We start from the raw sequence: 15,246 nt of genomic DNA on the forward strand, positions 1-15,246 counted from the left end.
TTGCGTGAGACCGGACGGCAAAGCAGGCGACCGGAGCGGTGCGGAAGCACCGGCTTCTGCCGCGAAGCGCTGAAGCGTCAGCCCGGTCAACAAAGGAGACATACTGATGACAACCAATCTCGCAGCACGACGCTGGTGGACGATCATGCCGATCGTGTTCATCACGTACAGCCTCGCCTACCTCGACCGCGCGAACTACGGGTTCGCGGCGGCAGCCGGCATCAACCAGGACCTCGGGATCAGCAAGGGCCTGTCGTCGCTGATCGGCGCGCTGTTCTTCCTCGGCTATTTCTTCTTCCAGATTCCCGGCGCGATCTATGCCGAACGCCGCAGCGTAAAGAAGCTCGTGTTCGTCAGCCTCGTGCTGTGGGGCGGCTGCGCGGCGCTCACCGGCGTGGTCAGCAACATCCCGTCGCTGATGGCGATCCGCTTCGTGCTCGGCGTCGTCGAGGCGGCCGTGATGCCGGCGATGCTGATCTACATCAGCAACTGGTTCACGAAGAACGAGCGCTCGCGCGCGAACACGTTCCTGATCCTCGGCAACCCGGTCACCGTGCTGTGGATGTCGATCGTGTCGGGCTATCTCGTGCACGAATTCGGCTGGCGCCACATGTTCATCGCCGAAGGCGTGCCGGCCGTCCTCTGGGCCGTGTGCTGGTGGTTCCTCGTGCAGGACAAGCCGGCCGACTCGCCGTGGCTTACCGCGCAGGAAAAGCGCGACCTCGACGCCGCGCTCGCGGCCGAGCAGGCGGCGATCAAACCCGTGCGCAACTATGGCGAGGCGTTCCGCTCGCCGGCCGTGATCAAGCTGTGCGCGCAGTATTTCTGCTGGAGCATCGGCGTGTACGGCTTCGTGCTGTGGCTGCCGTCGATCGTCAAGAACGGCTCCGACCTCGGGATGGTCGCGACCGGCTGGTTGTCCGCGCTGCCGTATCTTGCGGCGACGATCGCGATGCTCGCCGCCTCTTGGGCGTCCGACAAGGTCGGCTCGCGCCGCGGCTTCGTATGGCCGTTCCTGCTGATCGGCGCGGCCGCGTTCGCCGCGTCGTACGCGCTCGGCTCGTCGCATTTCTGGATCTCGTATGCGCTGCTGGTGGTCGCGGGCGCCGCGATGTACGCGCCGTACGGCCCGTTCTTCGCGATCGTGCCGGAGCTGCTGCCGAAGAACGTCGCCGGCGGTGCGATGGCGCTGATCAACAGCATGGGCGCGCTCGGCTCGTTCGTCGGCTCGTACTTCGTCGGCTACCTGAACGGGGCGACCGGGTCGCCCGTCGCGTCGTATGCGTTCATGAGCGCCGCGCTCGTCGCCGCGGTGATCCTCACGCTGTCCGTCAAACCCCAGGCGCGCGATGCGCATCCGCTCGCCGCGCCGCTGCAAGGAAAATGAAACAGATGAAGCCTCGTATCGTCGCGTACAAGCCGCTGCCCGATGACGTTCTCGCGTACCTGCGCGAGCATGCGGACGTCGTGCAGGCCGACGGTGCCGACGCGCTCGCCGATGCGCTCGGCAGCGCGGACGGCGCGATCGGCGCGAGCCTGAAGGTCACGCCGCAGATGCTCGACCGCGCACCGCGGCTGAAGGCCTGGTCGACGATCTCGGTCGGCTACGACAATTTCGACGTCGCGGATCTCACGCGGCGCGGGATCGTGCTTGCGCATACGCCGGACGTGCTGACCGAGTCGACCGCCGATACGGTGTTTTCGCTGATCCTGGCGTCCGCGCGGCGCGTGGTCGAACTGGCCGAGTGGGTGAAGGCCGGCCACTGGCATCGCAGCATCGGCCCGGACCTGTACGGCACCGACGTGCAGGGCAAGACGCTCGGCATCGTCGGGCTCGGGCGGATCGGCGGCGCGGTTGCACGCCGCGCGGCGCTCGGCTTCCGGATGCAGGTGCTGTACGCGAACCGGTCCGCGCATGCCGAAGCCGAGACGCAGTACGGCGCGCGGCGCGTGACGCTCGACGAACTGCTCGCGCAGTCGGATTTCGTGTGCGTGCAGGTGCCGCTGTCGCCGGAAACGCACCACCTGATCGGCGCGGCCGAATTCGCGAAGATGAAGCGCGGCGCGATCCTGATCAATGCGTCGCGCGGGCCGGTCGTCGACGAAGCCGCGCTGGTCGACGCGCTGCGCGCGGGCACGATCCATGGCGCGGGGCTCGACGTGTTCGAGAAGGAGCCGCTGCCGACGGATTCGCCGCTGCTGCAGATGAAGAATGTCGTCGCGCTGCCGCATATCGGTTCTGCGACGCACGAGACGCGCCACGCGATGGCGCGCTGCGCCGCGGAAAACCTGGTCGGCGCGCTGGCCGGCACGCTGCGCGCGAATCTCGTCAATCCGGACGCGCTCGCGCGGGCCTGAGCCGCCGTCGGGAAACGGGAAGACAGCCGGCCGGCGGGGTGTCGGCGCCGTTAGAGTCGACGGTCTTGGTGCCGGAGGGCTGGCTGCGTTATGATCGCCCGCTTGTCGCATCGATGGCTCGGCAACGCTGCCGGCGGCGGACGTCCGCGCCAGGTCCGGTGCGGCCGACTGCTTTTTGCACGTGGCTGGAGCGGGCGCCGATGCGCCGGCGCCGATCGACCGCGAGCATGGGGCCAGCGTAAGCGCCGAAGGGCTGACGCTGATCGACCGCGAAGCATGGGACCAGCGTAAACGCTGGTCGACAGAGGAGTCCGCCGGGTGGCTTACGTTTCCAACAACAAAGGTCCGTCCGCTCACGAAGCGGCACGGATCGTACGTCGCGAGGCACGACAGTGACCGATTCGCATCCTTCCACGCCGCGTCCGGCGACGATCAGCGATGTCGCACGCGAGGCCGGCACGGGCAAGACCAGCGTTTCGCGCTACCTGAATGGCGAAACGCATGTGCTGTCCGTCGATCTGCGCCAGCGGATCGAGGCGGCGATCGCGCGCCTCAACTACCGGCCGAACCAGATGGCGCGCGGGCTCAAGCGCGGCCGCAACCGGCTGCTCGGCATGCTTGCGGCCGACCTGACCAATCCTTATACCGTCGAAGTGTTGCAGGGCGTCGAGGCCGCGTGCCATGCGCTCGGCTACATGCCGCTCATCTGCCATGCGGCGAACGAGGTCGAGATGGAGCGCCGCTTCCTGCAGCTGCTCACGACCTACCGTGTCGAAGGGCTGATCGTCAACGCGCTCGGCGCCGAAGAGGACGTGCTGCGCCCGCTGCGCGGCGCCGGCATCCCGGCCGTGCTCGTCGACCGGACGGTCGAGGGCTTTGAGGCCGACCTGATCGGCCTCGACAATGCCGATGCGATCGAGACGGCGCTTGCGCACCTGATCGAGCACGGCTTCGACGCGATCCATTTCGTCGTGCAGCCATTCGAGCACGTCAGCTCGCGGCGCGTGCGCGAGGCCGCGTTCCGCGCGGCGTTGGGCGCGCGCGGGCTGCCGGTGCCGGCGACGGTCGTGCTCGACCTGAACGAGCCGGCCGCGGCCGCGGCGGCGCTCACCGACCTCGATACGCGCATAGACGACGCAACGCGGCGCGGCGTGCGCGCGGCGCTGTTCGCCGCGAACGCGCCGGTCGCGCTCGCGATCGCGCGGCACCTGCGCGCGCGTTTCGGCGCCGCGTGGCAGCAGAAGGCCGCGTTGCTGTCGATCGACGATCCGGAATGGGCCGAGTTGATCGGCATCACGACGATCCGTCAGCCGACCTACGAAATCGGCTACAAGGCCGTCGAATTCGTGCACGAGCGGATCGACGGCGCAGCGGGCGACGTGCGCGTCGCGATGCTGCCGGGCGAGCTGATTGTGCGCGCGTCGACCGCAAGCTGAGTATCATGCGGGGCACGCAGCGCGTCAGGTGCGCTGCCCCGAACAAGGAAATACATGACTGTCGCTCCCGTCACGCTGGCGGTGCTGATTGCCGCCACGCTGATCATCGCGCTGCTGCCGCTCGTCCTCTTCCGTATCCTGCGCAAGCCGCTCGCGCTCAACCGCCGCGACACGATCGTCGGCGTCGCCGTCTTCACGCTGTTCGCGATGATCGTCGAACGCGCATTCCACGGTCTCGTGCTGAGCCGGACGCCGGCGGATGGCTGGCTGACGCAGCCGCTCGCGTTCGTTGCCTACAGCGCGCTCGCGACCGCCGTATTCGAGGAAGTCGGCCGTTATCTCGGGATGCGTTTCCTGAACCGGCGCTACGGCACGTCGGCCGGCGACGGTCGCGCAATCGGCTACGGGATCGGCCACGGCGGCGCCGAAGCGTGGTTCGTCGGCGTACTCGTGTGGGGCCAGTGGTCGTATCTCGCGTGGCTGGCAAGCCGCGGCCAGCTTGAGACGCAGCTTTCCGACCTGCCGGGCGATACCGTCGTGCGGCTGCACGTGATGCTCGCGACGTTGTCGGTGCAGTCGATCCTGCTGTTGCTGCTCGAACGCTGCGCGGCGTTCGTGCTGCAGCTTGCGCTGTCGGTACTGGTCTGGCGCGGCGTGCGCGCCGGCCGTACGGGCGTGTTGCCGCTCGCGATCGTGCTGCATGCGCTCGCCGCGGCGCCGGCGCTGCTGTATCAGGTGCGCGTGCTGCCGGCTGCATGGGTCGAGGCCGCGTATTTCGTGCTGGCCGCGATCCTGGTCGCCGTGATGGTGAAGACGTGCCGGCCGCCGCGTACGGCTGCCTGACGGGAGAGACGGGATGGACGACTATCTGATCGAATGCCAGAGCGCCGAATTCGACGCGCTCGCGCGCGTGATCTGCGATCTCTTTCCGGAGCAGACGCGCTTCGCCGAAAGCAGCGACGAGCGCGGGCGGCTCCTGTCCGTGCACTGGCTCGCAATGCGTTTCGGCGCGACGCCGAAGCGGATGACGCTCGATATCCGCATCGTGCCGGCCGCGCTCGCGCGTTATCTCGCGCTCAAGCCGATGCAGCGCGCGCGCAGCCATGCGGTGCTGCATGCGTATACCGAAGCGATGCTCGGGTCGCTCGAGGAGCGACACGCGGCCGGCGAGGCCGTCGAGCGCAACGCGGAACTCGAACTCGACGAAGACTTTGCGTAATCCGCCGCGCCGGCATCATGCCGGCGCGGCGGATTACGCGTCGCGGTAGACCTGCGCGAAGCGCTGCGCCTGCACGACGCCGTAATCGCCGGGTGCGTACTGCATTACCCAGTCGCCGGCGACACCGCGCAGCGTGTCGCCGTTTTCCGAGCGGGCGATCGTAAACGGCTCGTCCATCCGGCGTGCGAGCACGACGGCCGGCCGGTTCCGGTAGGCGCCCGGTGTGCCGTGCGCGAGTGCCGGATCGGCGGGCAGGTATTTGGCGTCGAAGCGCGCGCGCGACACGACCCAGCGGTCGCCGGTCGAGCCCGTGATCAGCGCGTCGCCCGCGACATAGCGGTTCGGGCCTTCGAGGCTCATCAGTTCGCCGTCGGCGTGCGCGAATGAAACGGCGACGGTTTCGTCCTTGACGACGTGACGGGCCTGCGGGTCGGTACGCAGATCGATGTGCTTGAGTTCGAGCATGGCGAGGAGGTGCGGGAAAAGCCGGGAGCTTATCCCGAATTCGGCGCGCCGTGTGATGCGCGCCGATCGCCGGCAGGACGCGCGGCGCCGATCGGCCCGGACGGGCAGCGCGGCGCCGGCGGGGAGGGCGTCAGGGTTGCGCGGGTGCGCTTGCGGCCGGCGCGGCTGCCGCCTTGCCTTCCTTGCCCTTCGTCTTGCCCTTGCCGCGGTGCTCGCCGCCGTGGTGCAGCCAGTTGCGGAACGTCGTGTCGGCCAGCGCCTTCTGCTCGGCCGGGAAGCTCTCGTAGAGCGGCGCGAATGCGTCGGAGAGCTTCTTCGCGCCGTCGGCGTTCGCCTGCGACAGTTCTGCATACTGCTTCATGTCGTCGAGCGCGGAGACGTCGTGCTTGGCCATCCGGTCGCGATAGAGGCGGCCCATCGTTTCGCCGTTGTCGCGCATCGTGTCGGCGAACGTCTTCCATTGCGGTTCCTGCGCCGACGTGATCTTCAACTGGTCGTGCAGGTACTTGATGCGCTGCTCGATGCGCGCTTCGTGGCGTGCCGCGCGCTGCTCGGCGCTCGGGGCCGACGCCGCGGCCGTCGTGGCCGGAGCGGGCGCTTGCGGCTGCGCCGGGGTTTGCGCGAACGCGCTGGCTGCAACGGCGAGCGTAGCGAGGGTGAGCGAGATTTTCTTCATGGTTGGCTCTCCGGGTGGTGTCCTGCGAGCGGGCGCGGCGGCAGTTGCCGCAAGCACGCATCTCGCGTCGCACATTATTAGTAGCACGTTGCGCGCAGCGCGGTAGTGAATGCGACACTTGCTTACATCCGATACGAATCGAAATTGAAAGGGACATAGCGGTCGGTGCGGGGCTGGCGATGGTCCGGCACGTGCCGGCGACCGGCTCGACAAGTGAGCGGCAGGCGCGATCCGGATGCGGCCGTTGCGCACGAACAAGGCAGCGAGACCGCATGACGGCGCGCGATTGCACAGTCGTGCAGTCGTGCGATGCCGTTTGGGCGTACCGGCGTTCGGCGCTATCATCGCGTCACCTTCCACTTAGCCGGCGCATCGCACGCCGGCCCGGCCTCATGCGTCCACCCCGCCTCGACCAACTCGACGATCTCGACCGGCAGCTCGTCGCGCTGCTGCAAGCCGATGCGCGCGCAAGCGTCGCGGATCTCGCGCGCCAGCTCGACGTCGCGCGCACGACGGTCGTCGCACGCATCGCGCGGCTCGAACGCACCAACGTGATCGCCGGCTACAGCGTCCGGCTCGGGCAGGACGTGCTCGACGCGAGCATTTACGCGTATGTCGGCATCATCCTCACGCCGAAGTTCGGCAAGGACGTGTTGCGCAAGCTCGACCGGATGCCCGAAGTGCAGTTGCTGTGCGCGGTGAGCGGCGAGTACGACTACGTCGCGTGGCTGCGCGCCGATTCGCCCGAACGGCTCAACGACCTGCTCGACCAGATCGGCACGCTCGAAGGCGTCGAACGCACGACGACGTCGATCATCCTGTCGCGCAAGATCGATCGGGGGACGATCGGCGGGTGATGCGTGCCTCGCGACATCGCATTTGATGTCGCAGTCGAACATTTCGCACGGATATCTGCGTGATCCGCGAGCACATTCGTGCGCGCCGAATGCACGAGCCTCCACATATTTGACACCGCCGTGCCCGATGTTCCGCAGGGGCGCAGACGGCCGTTTCCACGCGTCGTTCGACGCATCCATGCCGCATTCGCTTGCGTATTTCCGCGCATGACGAGCGCGCGTCGTTCCTCCTTCTTTCCGCCTTCGAGAACGCAGGCCGTAACGGTCCGCTTGCGGCACGAGCTATACGCGATTTTTAGATGATTTGGTCGTTTAGACGAAATGAATCGTCATTGCGTCGAAATTATAGGTCGTTTCGCATCATTCTTCGTCTTGGAACTGATTTTGCGCGTCCCTAAACTGTGTTCATGGCTCAACGCCGTCCACAACACCAACCCATCATCAGGAGATAAGCGCATGAAAATCGCCATCGTCGGCGCAGGTCTGATCGGTCACACCATTGCTCACATGCTGCGTGAAACGGGCGACTACGAAGTCGTCGCGTTCGACCGCGATGCGGATGCGCTCGCAAAGCTGTCGCGCGAAGGCATCGCGACGCAACGGGTCGATTCGGCCGATGCGAACGCGATTCGCGAAGCAGTGAAGGGCTTCGATGCGCTCGTCAACGCGCTGCCTTACTACCTCGCGGTCAATGTCGCCGCCGCCGCGAAGGCTGCCGGCGTCCATTACTTCGACCTGACCGAAGACGTGCGCGCGACCCACGCGATCCGCGAACTGGCCGACGGTTCGGACCGTGCGTTCATGCCGCAATGCGGCCTCGCGCCGGGCTTCATCGGCATCGCCGCGCATGAACTCGTGAACGGCTTCAGCGAAGTGCGCGACGTGAAGATGCGCGTCGGCGCGCTGCCCGAGTATCCGACCAACGCGCTGAAGTACAACCTGACGTGGAGCGTCGACGGCCTGATCAACGAATACTGCCAGCCGTGCGAAGCGATCCGCGACGGCCGCAAGCAGTGGGTGCAGCCGCTCGAAGGCCTCGAGCACTTCTCGCTCGACGGCACCGAATACGAAGCGTTCAACACGTCGGGCGGCCTGGGCACGCTGTGCGAGACGCTGTCGGGCAAGGTCGAGACGCTCGACTACAAGTCGGTGCGCTACCCGGGCCACCGCGAGCTCGTCCAGTTCCTGCTCGAGGACCTGCGCCTGTCGACTGACCGCGACACGCTGAAGTCGATCATGCGCCGCGCGGTGCCGTCGACGAAGCAGGACGTCGTGCTCGTGTTCGTCACGGTGACGGGCGTGAAGGACGGTCAGCTCGTGCAGGACGTGTTCACGCGCAAGATCTTCGCGAAGGACGTGTGCGGGATGCACATGAGCGCGATCCAGATCACGACGGCCGGCGCGATGTGCGCGGTGCTGGATCTGTTCCGCGAGAAGAAGCTGCCGCAGAGCGGTTTCATCCCGCAGGAAAAGGTGTCGCTGAAGGCGTTCCTGTCGAACCGCTTCGGCAAGCTGTACGAAGGCGGCACGATGGAGCGCGTGCACGCGGTGGCCTGACCACCGGCCAGTCTCAGGCACGAGGGCCGTACGACGCCGGGAGCGCAGCAGCGCTTCCGGCGTTGTTTTTTGCGGGGAGAGAGAAGGGCGCCGGTGCCGGTCAGGCCGGCAGCGGCGGGACGATCGTCGCGGCGGGCGCGGGCGGCACGATACGGTACAGCAATGCGTCGACGTCCGCGTCGGACGGCGCGGTGTTGTCGAACATCACGATGCCGTCGCACTCGTGGCCGGTCGGTACGAAACGGCGCTGCCGGTATTCGTCCCAGTGCGCAAGCTTGTACGCGTCGTTCGGGTTGCCGCGCGCGACGATCCGCGCGTGCGCGACGTCTTCCGACGTGTGGACCCAGACGACCGTCAGCGTGACGTCGGGCGCGATGCCGAGCCACGCGCGGTCGAGGATGCGCCGGTCGCGCACTTCGCGCGACAGCGGGCCGACGACGATCGCGCTGATGCCGAGCGCAAGATTTTCACGCGCCGTGTCGAGCAGGCCGTGGTATTCCGGATCGCGCAGATGTTTCAGGTACAGCGGGCTGTCGCGGTCGTTCGGATCGTCGGTGAGCGCGCCCATCGCGGCCGAGCTGTAGCGGCCGTACAGCGTGTCCTTGTCGAGCAGGCAGAAAGCTTCGCCGGTCGCGCGCATCAGCGGCCCGATGAGCCGCTTCGCGAGCGTGGTCTTGCCGGTGCCGGCGTGACCGCAGAAGAACACCAGGTGCGTCACGAATATTTGCTCCCCGACCCCTGGCTCGACGCGTCGCTGCGCTTGTCGCCGCGCGAGAACACTTCCGCTTCCAGCCACATCGCGTTGATGATGCCGAAACCGAGTGCCACGCCGATGCCTAGTATCCACGAGAAATACCACATGGGTCTGTCTCCTTGACGGTTGGGCCGCACGGCCGTGCGGTGTACGTGCCGCAGTGCGTTGGTGCGCGTGCTGCGGTGCACGCAGCACGATCATGACCAATATCGGTGTGCCGCGCAAGCCGGGCCGACCGTGCAGCAAAACGGTAAACTGATGCGCAAACGGCAACATCACGGACAACATGCTGATCAACTGTGCTGCATACCAGGACGGCCGCAAGCTGGCCGATATCGATATCGACGCCATCAGCGATTACGTGTCGAAGCCCGAATGCTTCGTGTGGGTCGCGCTGAAGGATCCGACGCCCGACGAAATCGACCTGATGGGCGAGGAGTTCGGGCTGCACGAGCTCGCGCTCGAGGATGCCCGCAAGGGGCATCAGCGGCCGAAGATCGAGGAGTACGGCGATTCGCTGTTCGCGGTGCTGCATATGGTCGAACTCGACGGCGACGGCGAACTCAAGGTCGGCGAGCTGAACGTGTTCGTCGGCCCGAACTATGTGCTGTCGATCCGCAACCACACCGAGCAGGACTTCCGCGATGTGCGCAAGCGCTGCGAGCGCGAGCCGCATCTGCTGCAGGAAGGCTCGGCGTTCGTGTTCTACGCGCTGATGGACCAGGTCGTCGACCGCTATTTCCCGATCCTCGAAACGCTCGGCGCGGAGCTCGAGGAACTCGAGGACCGCATCTTCACGAAGGCCACGCCCGCGTCGTCGCGCGCGATCATCGAGGATCTCTATTCGCTGAAGCGCCGCCTCGTGTTGCTGCACCAGCACACGGCGCCGCTGATCGAGCCGCTCGCGAAGCTCACGGGCGGACGCATTCCGCAGATATGCAGCGGGATGGAGCATTACTTCCGCGACGTGTACGACCATCTGCAGCGGATCGTGAAGACGATCGAAGGGCGGCGCGAGATGGTCGTGACGGCGATCCAGGTCAACCTCGGAATGATCTCGCTCGCCGAGAACGAGGTGACCAAGCGGCTCGGCTCGTTCGCCGCGCTGTTCGCGATTCCGACGATGATTGCCGGCATCTACGGGATGAACTTCGCGAACATGCCCGAGTTGCACCTGAAATACGGCTTCTACGGCTGTATTGCCGTGATGGTCGTTGCCGATTTCGCGCTGTGGTGGCGCTTCAAGCGGGCAGGGTGGCTGTAGCCGTTCTTCGTGCCTAGCGCGGCGCGTGCTTGCCGACCACGACGCGCCACGGGCGCACGCGCCAGGATTTCACGAGGCCGTTCTGCACGTACGGATCGGCGCGCGCGAACGACTCGGCCGCTTCCGGCGAATCGCCTTCGAACACGAGCACGGCCTGATCGGCCGGGTCCGACAGCGCGCCGGCCAGCACGAGTTCGCCGCGCTCGGTCGCGGCCTGCGCGAGCGCGAGATGTTGGGCGCGGAACGGTTCGCGACGGGACAGGTAATCGTCGACGAGTTCGTAAATCAGCTGGTAATGCATGCGTTGCTCCGGGAAGAGTCGGCGGCTGTGGCCGGTGGTGTATCGGCGCGCCTGCCGGTCAGTCTGCTGCGGCCAGTATAGGACAGCCGGCGGCGGCCGCGCGACGCAAGCGAAAGCGTATCCTTGCTCTCAAAAATGCAACTAACGGTCTATTGATCCTGCGCCCTGAAACCCCCGTCGCCAACGCGCCATTGATGCATGGGCTTTTGCAGCTTGTCCTACAAAGCCGAGGCACGAAGGTCCGTCCGATGCCGCCGCAGCGTCTGCAGGACAGGGCCCGGCAGAAGAGACAGGATCATGACCCGTCCGCCCCGGCGGCCCACGCTACGCCTTGTATCCGATCGTGCGCAGCAGATCCTTGCGCCAGCGCACGTCGTCGTCGTTCTCGACGCCGAGCGGCGGAAAACCGTCGACGACGCCGACGATCCCGCGTCCTTGCGCGGTTTCCGCGACGATCACGTCGGTCGGGTTCGCGGTTGCGCAGTAGATTCGGCAGACCTCCGGCACGGCCTTGATCGCATTGAGCACGTTGACCGGATAGAAACCGTCGCCGAGGAACACGATGAAAGCGTGACCGGCGCCGATTGCGCTGGCGTTGCGGCACGCGAGTTCGACGAGTTCCGCATCGGTGCCGGAACGACGCACGAGCCGCTTGCCCGATGCCTCGCAGAACGCAAGCCCGAAACGGATGCCGGGCACGGTGCCGACCAGCGTCTCGTGGATGTCCTCGACGGACTTGATGAAATGCGACTGGCCGAGGATGAAATTCATGGCCTCGGGCTTGTCGACGGCGACGGTTTGCAATTGCAGCATGGCGGACCTCGTCTGGCGATGCGGCGCGCGCGCCGCAATAGGCTCTCCAAGCTTAGTACGCGGCGGCCGGCGCGTCCTATTCTTCGTTGTGTATGGTGCCGCGAGCGCGAGCGCAAAGGAGGGGAGCATGGATGTGCGACAGGGCTTCGTCGACTGCGTGGGGCGCACGCCGCTGATCCGGCTGGCGAAGCTCAGCGCGGAAACGGGCTGCGAGATCCTGGGCAAGGCGGAATTCATGAATCCGGGCGGCTCGGTGAAGGATCGCGCGGCGCTCTACATCATCCGCGACGCCGAGCAGCGCGGCGCGCTGAAGCCGGGCGGCACCGTCGTCGAGGGCACGGCGGGCAACACGGGCATCGGTCTTGCGCATATCTGCGCGGCGCGCGGTTATCGCTGCGTGATCGTGATTCCCGACACGCAATCGCCGGACAAGATGGCGATCCTGCGCACGCTCGGCGCCGACGTACGCCCGGTGCCGGCAGCGCCGTACCGTGATCCGAACAACTATCAGAAGATTGCCGGGCGGCTCGCGGACGAACTCGACAACGCGGTATGGGCAAACCAGTTCGACAACGTCGTCAACCGGCAGGCGCACTACGAGACGACCGGGCCGGAAATCTGGCGCGACTCGGCGGGCACGGTCGATGCGTTCGTCTGCGCGACCGGCACGGGCGGTACGCTGGCGGGCGTGAGCCGCTACCTGAAGGAGCAGAATCCGGAGGTCCGGATCGTGCTGGCCGATCCCCACGGCAGCGGGCTCTACGGTTACGTGAAAACGGGCGACCTCAGCGCCGAAGGCAACTCGATCACCGAAGGCATCGGCTCGACGCGCGTCACCGCGAATCTCGCCGGTGCGCCAATCGATGACGCGGTGCGGATCGACGATACGCAGTGCGTGAAGATGGTCTACCGGCTGCTGCGCGAAGAAGGGCTGTACGTCGGCGGATCGAGCGGCATCAACGTCGCGGCGGCGGTCTGGCTGGCTCGCCGGATGGGCCCGGGGCACACAATCGTGACCTTGCTGTGCGATCGCGGCGATATCTATCGAGCACGGCTTTTCAACCGCGAATGGCTGCGCGAAAAGGGGTTGGAACCTGGATTGGAGCCCGTATGACGAGGGGGCGAGGCGGCGATTTCCATCGGCCCGAATGCGAACTATGCTGAACGAATCCGGTGCGAACGCCGTTCGCTCGATTCGTCAGACGAGGTGTGCCATGTCCGTGTCAGCCACCCTGCAGGATTGCCTGCGCCAGAAGTCATCGCGGTACGAAGTCCTGTACCACCCCTATAGCCATACGAGCATGGAGACGGCCGCCGCCGCGCATATTCCAGGCGATCGCCTCGCGAAAACCGTGCTGCTCGAGGACGACGAGGGTTACGTCGCCGCCGTGTTGCCGACGACGCATGCAGTGCGCCTGTCGGATCTCTGGGTGAAGACGGGGCGCCATCTCGTGCTCGCCCGGGAGGTCGAGTTGCGCGAACTCTTCAAGGATTGCGACATGGGCGCGCTGCCGCCGGTCTGCATGGCGTACGGGATGAAGACGTTCCTCGAGGAACGCCTCGCGCAGCAGCCGGACGTCTATTTCGAGGCCGGCGACCACGAAGCGCTGATCCACATGACGCAGGACGAATTCCTGACGCTGATGGAAACGGCCGAGCGCGCGCATTTTTCGCACAGGATGCAAGGGATGATGTCGTCCTGATGCGAGCGGTTGTTGTGGCTGGTTGGGGACGACGACGGCCAGGAGGGTCGTCGTGAGTCGCCATGTGTCCTTGATTTCGAGGTGGAGTTCGACGTTTTGGCGGGAAAGAACAGCGGCGGGAGGCTAGAGAGACGCGATTGGGGCGTTGTCTGGCGACGATTTTAGTGAGGTTTTTGGATGGATATCATATTTGACATAATCATAGTTATCGAACATTTTGATTGTAGTGGCTAGATTGAAATGTCCGCTTTTGGCTACATAGAAATGTCCGCTTTCGGGCCGCGTAAGCTGACCGGTCGCCGGGTATCCGGCGCCGGAGGCTGCGATGGCTGCAACGGAGCGGATCACGATGACGATGCGAGAGCTGGACCGATTCAAGGTCATTCAGGACGTAGCCGACGGCAAGCTCAAACCATGGCGTGCAGCGGAACGGCTGGAATTGACGAGCCGGCAGGTCCGCCGACTGGTCGCCCGGTTACGTGAGCACGGCCCGGTGGGATTGGTGTCGGGACACCGGTCGAAGCCCGGCAACCGCCGCCTGGATCCAGGAGCCGCTGACCGGGCGCTGTCGATCATCCGTGATCGCTACGCCGATTTCGGGCCGACGCTGGCCTGCGAGAAGCTCTGGGAGTGTCACGGCATTCGGCTGGCCAAGGAGACGGTCAGGAAGCTAATGACGGAGGCTGGGTTATGGATTCCGCGTCGGCAACGACCGCCGAAGGTCTATCAGCCGCGTGCGCGCCGGGCGTGCCTCGGTGAATTGATTCAGATCGACGGCAGCGATCATCGGTGGTTCGAGGAACGGGCGCCGGCCTGCACGCTGCTGGTGTATGTGGACGACGCAACGAGCCGGCTGATGATGCTGCACTTCACGCAGACCGAATCGACGTTCAGCTACTTCGAGGCAACACGGGCATACATCGAACGGCACGGCAAACCTGGGGCGTTCTACAGCGACAAGGCCAGCGTATTCCGCAACGTGAAGCCAGGAAAGACCGGTAACCGTGTGACGCCGTTCGGCCGCGCGATGTACGAGCTGAACATCGACACGTTCTGCGCGAACAGCAGCTCGGCCAAGGGGCGCGTCGAGCGCGCGCATCTGACGTTGCAGGACCGCTTGGTCAAGGAGATGCGATTGCGCGGAATTAACACGGTGGCCGACGCCAACGCATACGCGCCCTCCTTCATGGCCGCCTACAACACACGCTTCGCGAAGCCGCCGAAGAGCGACTTCAATGCACACCGGCCGCTGCGGCCCGACGAGAGTCTGGACGTGGTGCTGACATGGCGTGAGCCGCGGAAAGTGACGAAGTCGCTGACGGTACAGTATGACCGGGTGATGTACTTACTGGACGACACGCCGGAGAACAGGAAGCTGATCGACCGGCAGATCGAGGTGTGGGAGTACCCGGATGGACGGATCGAGCTCCGTGCTGACGATCGCGTGCTGCGCTGCCGGCAGTACGATCGTTTGGCTGAAATCGATCAGGGTGCCGTCGTCGAGCACAAGCGTTTGAGCCATGTGTTGCAGGTCGCGCAAGCGCTTCAGGCGCAACGCGATAACCGCCGAATCGGTAAAGCGCCGTCTCGAACGCATCGTGGCGACTCGACGCGGACTAACCGAAACGAGGCCGAGCCGGGTAAGAAGAAGCAACGCAAGATCACACAGGCCGACGTCGAGCATGTGATCGTCGATCTGGCGCAACGTCGTCAAACCGCCAAGCCAGCGGACAAACCTGGCCGTCGGTCTGCAAAAGCTGAGGAAGCGAGCGTAAGCGCCCTGCCCGTTCAGGCGCCGACCTTCGACACTGCGTAACGGTTAAAGCGAAGAAAGAGACGCAGC

17 protein-coding genes are annotated in these 15,246 nt (G+C 65.7%); 11 read left to right on the forward strand and 6 right to left on the reverse strand.

Annotated elements, in window-relative coordinates:
• Positions 1 to 106 precede the first annotated feature (106 nt).
• From DM992_RS12085 to DM992_RS12105, 5 genes are all read left to right on the forward strand, one after another.
• A complete protein-coding gene (locus DM992_RS12085) occupies positions 107 to 1,387 on the forward strand; it encodes an MFS transporter (protein ID WP_111016978.1) in 1,281 nt (426 codons plus the stop codon).
• Between the two features lie 5 nt (positions 1,388 to 1,392).
• Positions 1,393 to 2,358: an NAD(P)-dependent oxidoreductase gene (locus DM992_RS12090; RefSeq protein WP_111017894.1), complete on the forward strand. Its 966-nt coding sequence runs from the start codon at positions 1,393 to 1,395 to the stop codon at positions 2,356 to 2,358.
• Between the two features lie 392 nt (positions 2,359 to 2,750).
• Positions 2,751 to 3,794, forward strand: coding sequence for a LacI family DNA-binding transcriptional regulator (locus DM992_RS12095; RefSeq protein WP_111016979.1), 1,044 nt, complete (start codon positions 2,751 to 2,753; stop codon positions 3,792 to 3,794).
• Positions 3,795 to 3,848: 54 nt separating this feature from the next.
• Positions 3,849 to 4,637, forward strand: a complete 789-nt coding sequence (locus DM992_RS12100) for a YhfC family intramembrane metalloprotease (RefSeq protein ID WP_111016980.1) — start codon at positions 3,849 to 3,851, stop codon at positions 4,635 to 4,637.
• A 13-nt stretch (positions 4,638 to 4,650) separates the two neighbouring features.
• Positions 4,651 to 5,013 (forward strand): DUF3022 domain-containing protein, encoded by a 363-nt coding sequence (locus DM992_RS12105; protein ID WP_111016981.1) that lies wholly within the window; start codon positions 4,651 to 4,653, stop codon positions 5,011 to 5,013.
• 33 nt (positions 5,014 to 5,046) lie between these two features.
• Here the strand turns inward: DM992_RS12105 and DM992_RS12110 are convergent, their stop codons facing one another.
• Positions 5,047 to 5,478 (reverse strand): PGDYG domain-containing protein, encoded by a 432-nt coding sequence (locus DM992_RS12110; RefSeq protein ID WP_111016982.1) that lies wholly within the window; start codon positions 5,476 to 5,478, stop codon positions 5,047 to 5,049.
• Between the two features lie 130 nt (positions 5,479 to 5,608).
• Positions 5,609 to 6,154, reverse strand: a complete 546-nt coding sequence (locus DM992_RS12115; RefSeq protein WP_111016983.1) for a Spy/CpxP family protein refolding chaperone — start codon at positions 6,152 to 6,154, stop codon at positions 5,609 to 5,611.
• A 392-nt stretch (positions 6,155 to 6,546) separates the two neighbouring features.
• Between DM992_RS12115 and DM992_RS12120 the strand changes: the two genes are divergently transcribed.
• Entirely contained in the window at positions 6,547 to 7,011 is a 465-nt protein-coding gene (locus DM992_RS12120; RefSeq protein ID WP_006481526.1) for an Lrp/AsnC family transcriptional regulator, read from the forward strand.
• Between the two features lie 456 nt (positions 7,012 to 7,467).
• Positions 7,468 to 8,568 carry a saccharopine dehydrogenase C-terminal domain-containing protein gene (locus DM992_RS12125; RefSeq protein ID WP_034181371.1) on the forward strand — a complete coding sequence of 367 codons (1,101 nt, stop codon included), beginning with the start codon at positions 7,468 to 7,470 and terminating at the stop codon, positions 8,566 to 8,568.
• A 100-nt stretch (positions 8,569 to 8,668) separates the two neighbouring features.
• Here DM992_RS12125 and DM992_RS12130 read toward each other — a convergent pair whose 3' ends face one another.
• Both DM992_RS12130 and cydX read right to left on the reverse strand, forming a co-directional pair.
• Positions 8,669 to 9,286 (reverse strand): ATP-binding protein, encoded by a 618-nt coding sequence (locus tag DM992_RS12130; RefSeq protein ID WP_034181372.1) that lies wholly within the window; start codon positions 9,284 to 9,286, stop codon positions 8,669 to 8,671.
• Positions 9,283 to 9,429 (reverse strand): cytochrome bd-I oxidase subunit CydX, encoded by a 147-nt coding sequence (gene cydX / locus DM992_RS12135; RefSeq protein WP_111016984.1) that lies wholly within the window; start codon positions 9,427 to 9,429, stop codon positions 9,283 to 9,285. The genes DM992_RS12130 and cydX overlap by 4 nt, the downstream gene beginning before the upstream one ends.
• A gap of 179 nt (positions 9,430 to 9,608) precedes the next feature.
• On the opposite strand from cydX, the gene corA reads away from it, so the two are divergent.
• Positions 9,609 to 10,586, forward strand: a complete 978-nt coding sequence (gene corA, locus DM992_RS12140) for a magnesium/cobalt transporter CorA (protein ID WP_111016985.1) — start codon at positions 9,609 to 9,611, stop codon at positions 10,584 to 10,586.
• Positions 10,587 to 10,599: 13 nt separating this feature from the next.
• Here corA and DM992_RS12145 read toward each other — a convergent pair whose 3' ends face one another.
• Together DM992_RS12145 and DM992_RS12150 are read right to left on the reverse strand one after the other, a co-directional pair.
• On the reverse strand, positions 10,600 to 10,887 hold the full coding sequence (locus DM992_RS12145; protein WP_034181375.1) for a YciI-like protein: 288 nt from the start codon (positions 10,885 to 10,887) through the stop codon (positions 10,600 to 10,602).
• A 324-nt stretch (positions 10,888 to 11,211) separates the two neighbouring features.
• Positions 11,212 to 11,700, reverse strand: a complete 489-nt coding sequence (locus DM992_RS12150; RefSeq protein ID WP_111016986.1) for an adenosine-specific kinase — start codon at positions 11,698 to 11,700, stop codon at positions 11,212 to 11,214.
• A 127-nt stretch (positions 11,701 to 11,827) separates the two neighbouring features.
• On the opposite strand from DM992_RS12150, the gene DM992_RS12155 reads away from it, so the two are divergent.
• From DM992_RS12155 to DM992_RS12165, 3 genes are all read left to right on the forward strand, one after another.
• Positions 11,828 to 12,814, forward strand: a complete 987-nt coding sequence (locus DM992_RS12155; RefSeq protein ID WP_111016987.1) for a cysteine synthase A — start codon at positions 11,828 to 11,830, stop codon at positions 12,812 to 12,814.
• Between the two features lie 100 nt (positions 12,815 to 12,914).
• A complete protein-coding gene (locus DM992_RS12160; RefSeq protein WP_111016988.1) occupies positions 12,915 to 13,403 on the forward strand; it encodes a YbaK/EbsC family protein in 489 nt (162 codons plus the stop codon).
• A 325-nt stretch (positions 13,404 to 13,728) separates the two neighbouring features.
• Positions 13,729 to 15,219 (forward strand): ISNCY family transposase, encoded by a 1,491-nt coding sequence (locus DM992_RS12165; protein ID WP_111016989.1) that lies wholly within the window; start codon positions 13,729 to 13,731, stop codon positions 15,217 to 15,219.
• Positions 15,220 to 15,246 lie beyond the last annotated feature (27 nt).

It is taken from the genome of Burkholderia sp. JP2-270, from assembly GCF_003233675.1.
Lineage (GTDB): Bacteria > Pseudomonadota > Gammaproteobacteria > Burkholderiales > Burkholderiaceae > Burkholderia > Burkholderia pyrrocinia_C.

What these genes read in the sequence shown, in the direction of transcription:
- DM992_RS12085 (WP_111016978.1), top strand. Translation starts at nt 107, where the DNA reads ATGACAACCAATCTCGCAGCACGACGCTGGTGGACGATCATGCCGATC.
- DM992_RS12090 (WP_111017894.1), top strand. Translation starts at nt 1,393, where the DNA reads ATGAAGCCTCGTATCGTCGCGTACAAGCCGCTGCCCGATGACGTTCTC.
- DM992_RS12100 (WP_111016980.1), top strand. Translation starts at nt 3,849, where the DNA reads ATGACTGTCGCTCCCGTCACGCTGGCGGTGCTGATTGCCGCCACGCTG.
- DM992_RS12105 (WP_111016981.1), top strand. Translation starts at nt 4,651, where the DNA reads ATGGACGACTATCTGATCGAATGCCAGAGCGCCGAATTCGACGCGCTC.
- DM992_RS12110 (WP_111016982.1), bottom strand. Translation starts at nt 5,478, where the DNA reads ATGCTCGAACTCAAGCACATCGATCTGCGTACCGACCCGCAGGCCCGT.
- DM992_RS12115 (WP_111016983.1), bottom strand. Translation starts at nt 6,154, where the DNA reads ATGAAGAAAATCTCGCTCACCCTCGCTACGCTCGCCGTTGCAGCCAGC.
- DM992_RS12120 (WP_006481526.1), top strand. Translation starts at nt 6,547, where the DNA reads ATGCGTCCACCCCGCCTCGACCAACTCGACGATCTCGACCGGCAGCTC.
- DM992_RS12125 (WP_034181371.1), top strand. Translation starts at nt 7,468, where the DNA reads ATGAAAATCGCCATCGTCGGCGCAGGTCTGATCGGTCACACCATTGCT.
- cydX (WP_111016984.1), bottom strand. Translation starts at nt 9,429, where the DNA reads ATGTGGTATTTCTCGTGGATACTAGGCATCGGCGTGGCACTCGGTTTC.
- corA (WP_111016985.1), top strand. Translation starts at nt 9,609, where the DNA reads ATGCTGATCAACTGTGCTGCATACCAGGACGGCCGCAAGCTGGCCGAT.
- DM992_RS12145 (WP_034181375.1), bottom strand. Translation starts at nt 10,887, where the DNA reads ATGCATTACCAGCTGATTTACGAACTCGTCGACGATTACCTGTCCCGT.
- DM992_RS12150 (WP_111016986.1), bottom strand. Translation starts at nt 11,700, where the DNA reads ATGCTGCAATTGCAAACCGTCGCCGTCGACAAGCCCGAGGCCATGAAT.
- DM992_RS12155 (WP_111016987.1), top strand. Translation starts at nt 11,828, where the DNA reads ATGGATGTGCGACAGGGCTTCGTCGACTGCGTGGGGCGCACGCCGCTG.
- DM992_RS12160 (WP_111016988.1), top strand. Translation starts at nt 12,915, where the DNA reads ATGTCCGTGTCAGCCACCCTGCAGGATTGCCTGCGCCAGAAGTCATCG.
- DM992_RS12165 (WP_111016989.1), top strand. Translation starts at nt 13,729, where the DNA reads ATGGCTGCAACGGAGCGGATCACGATGACGATGCGAGAGCTGGACCGA.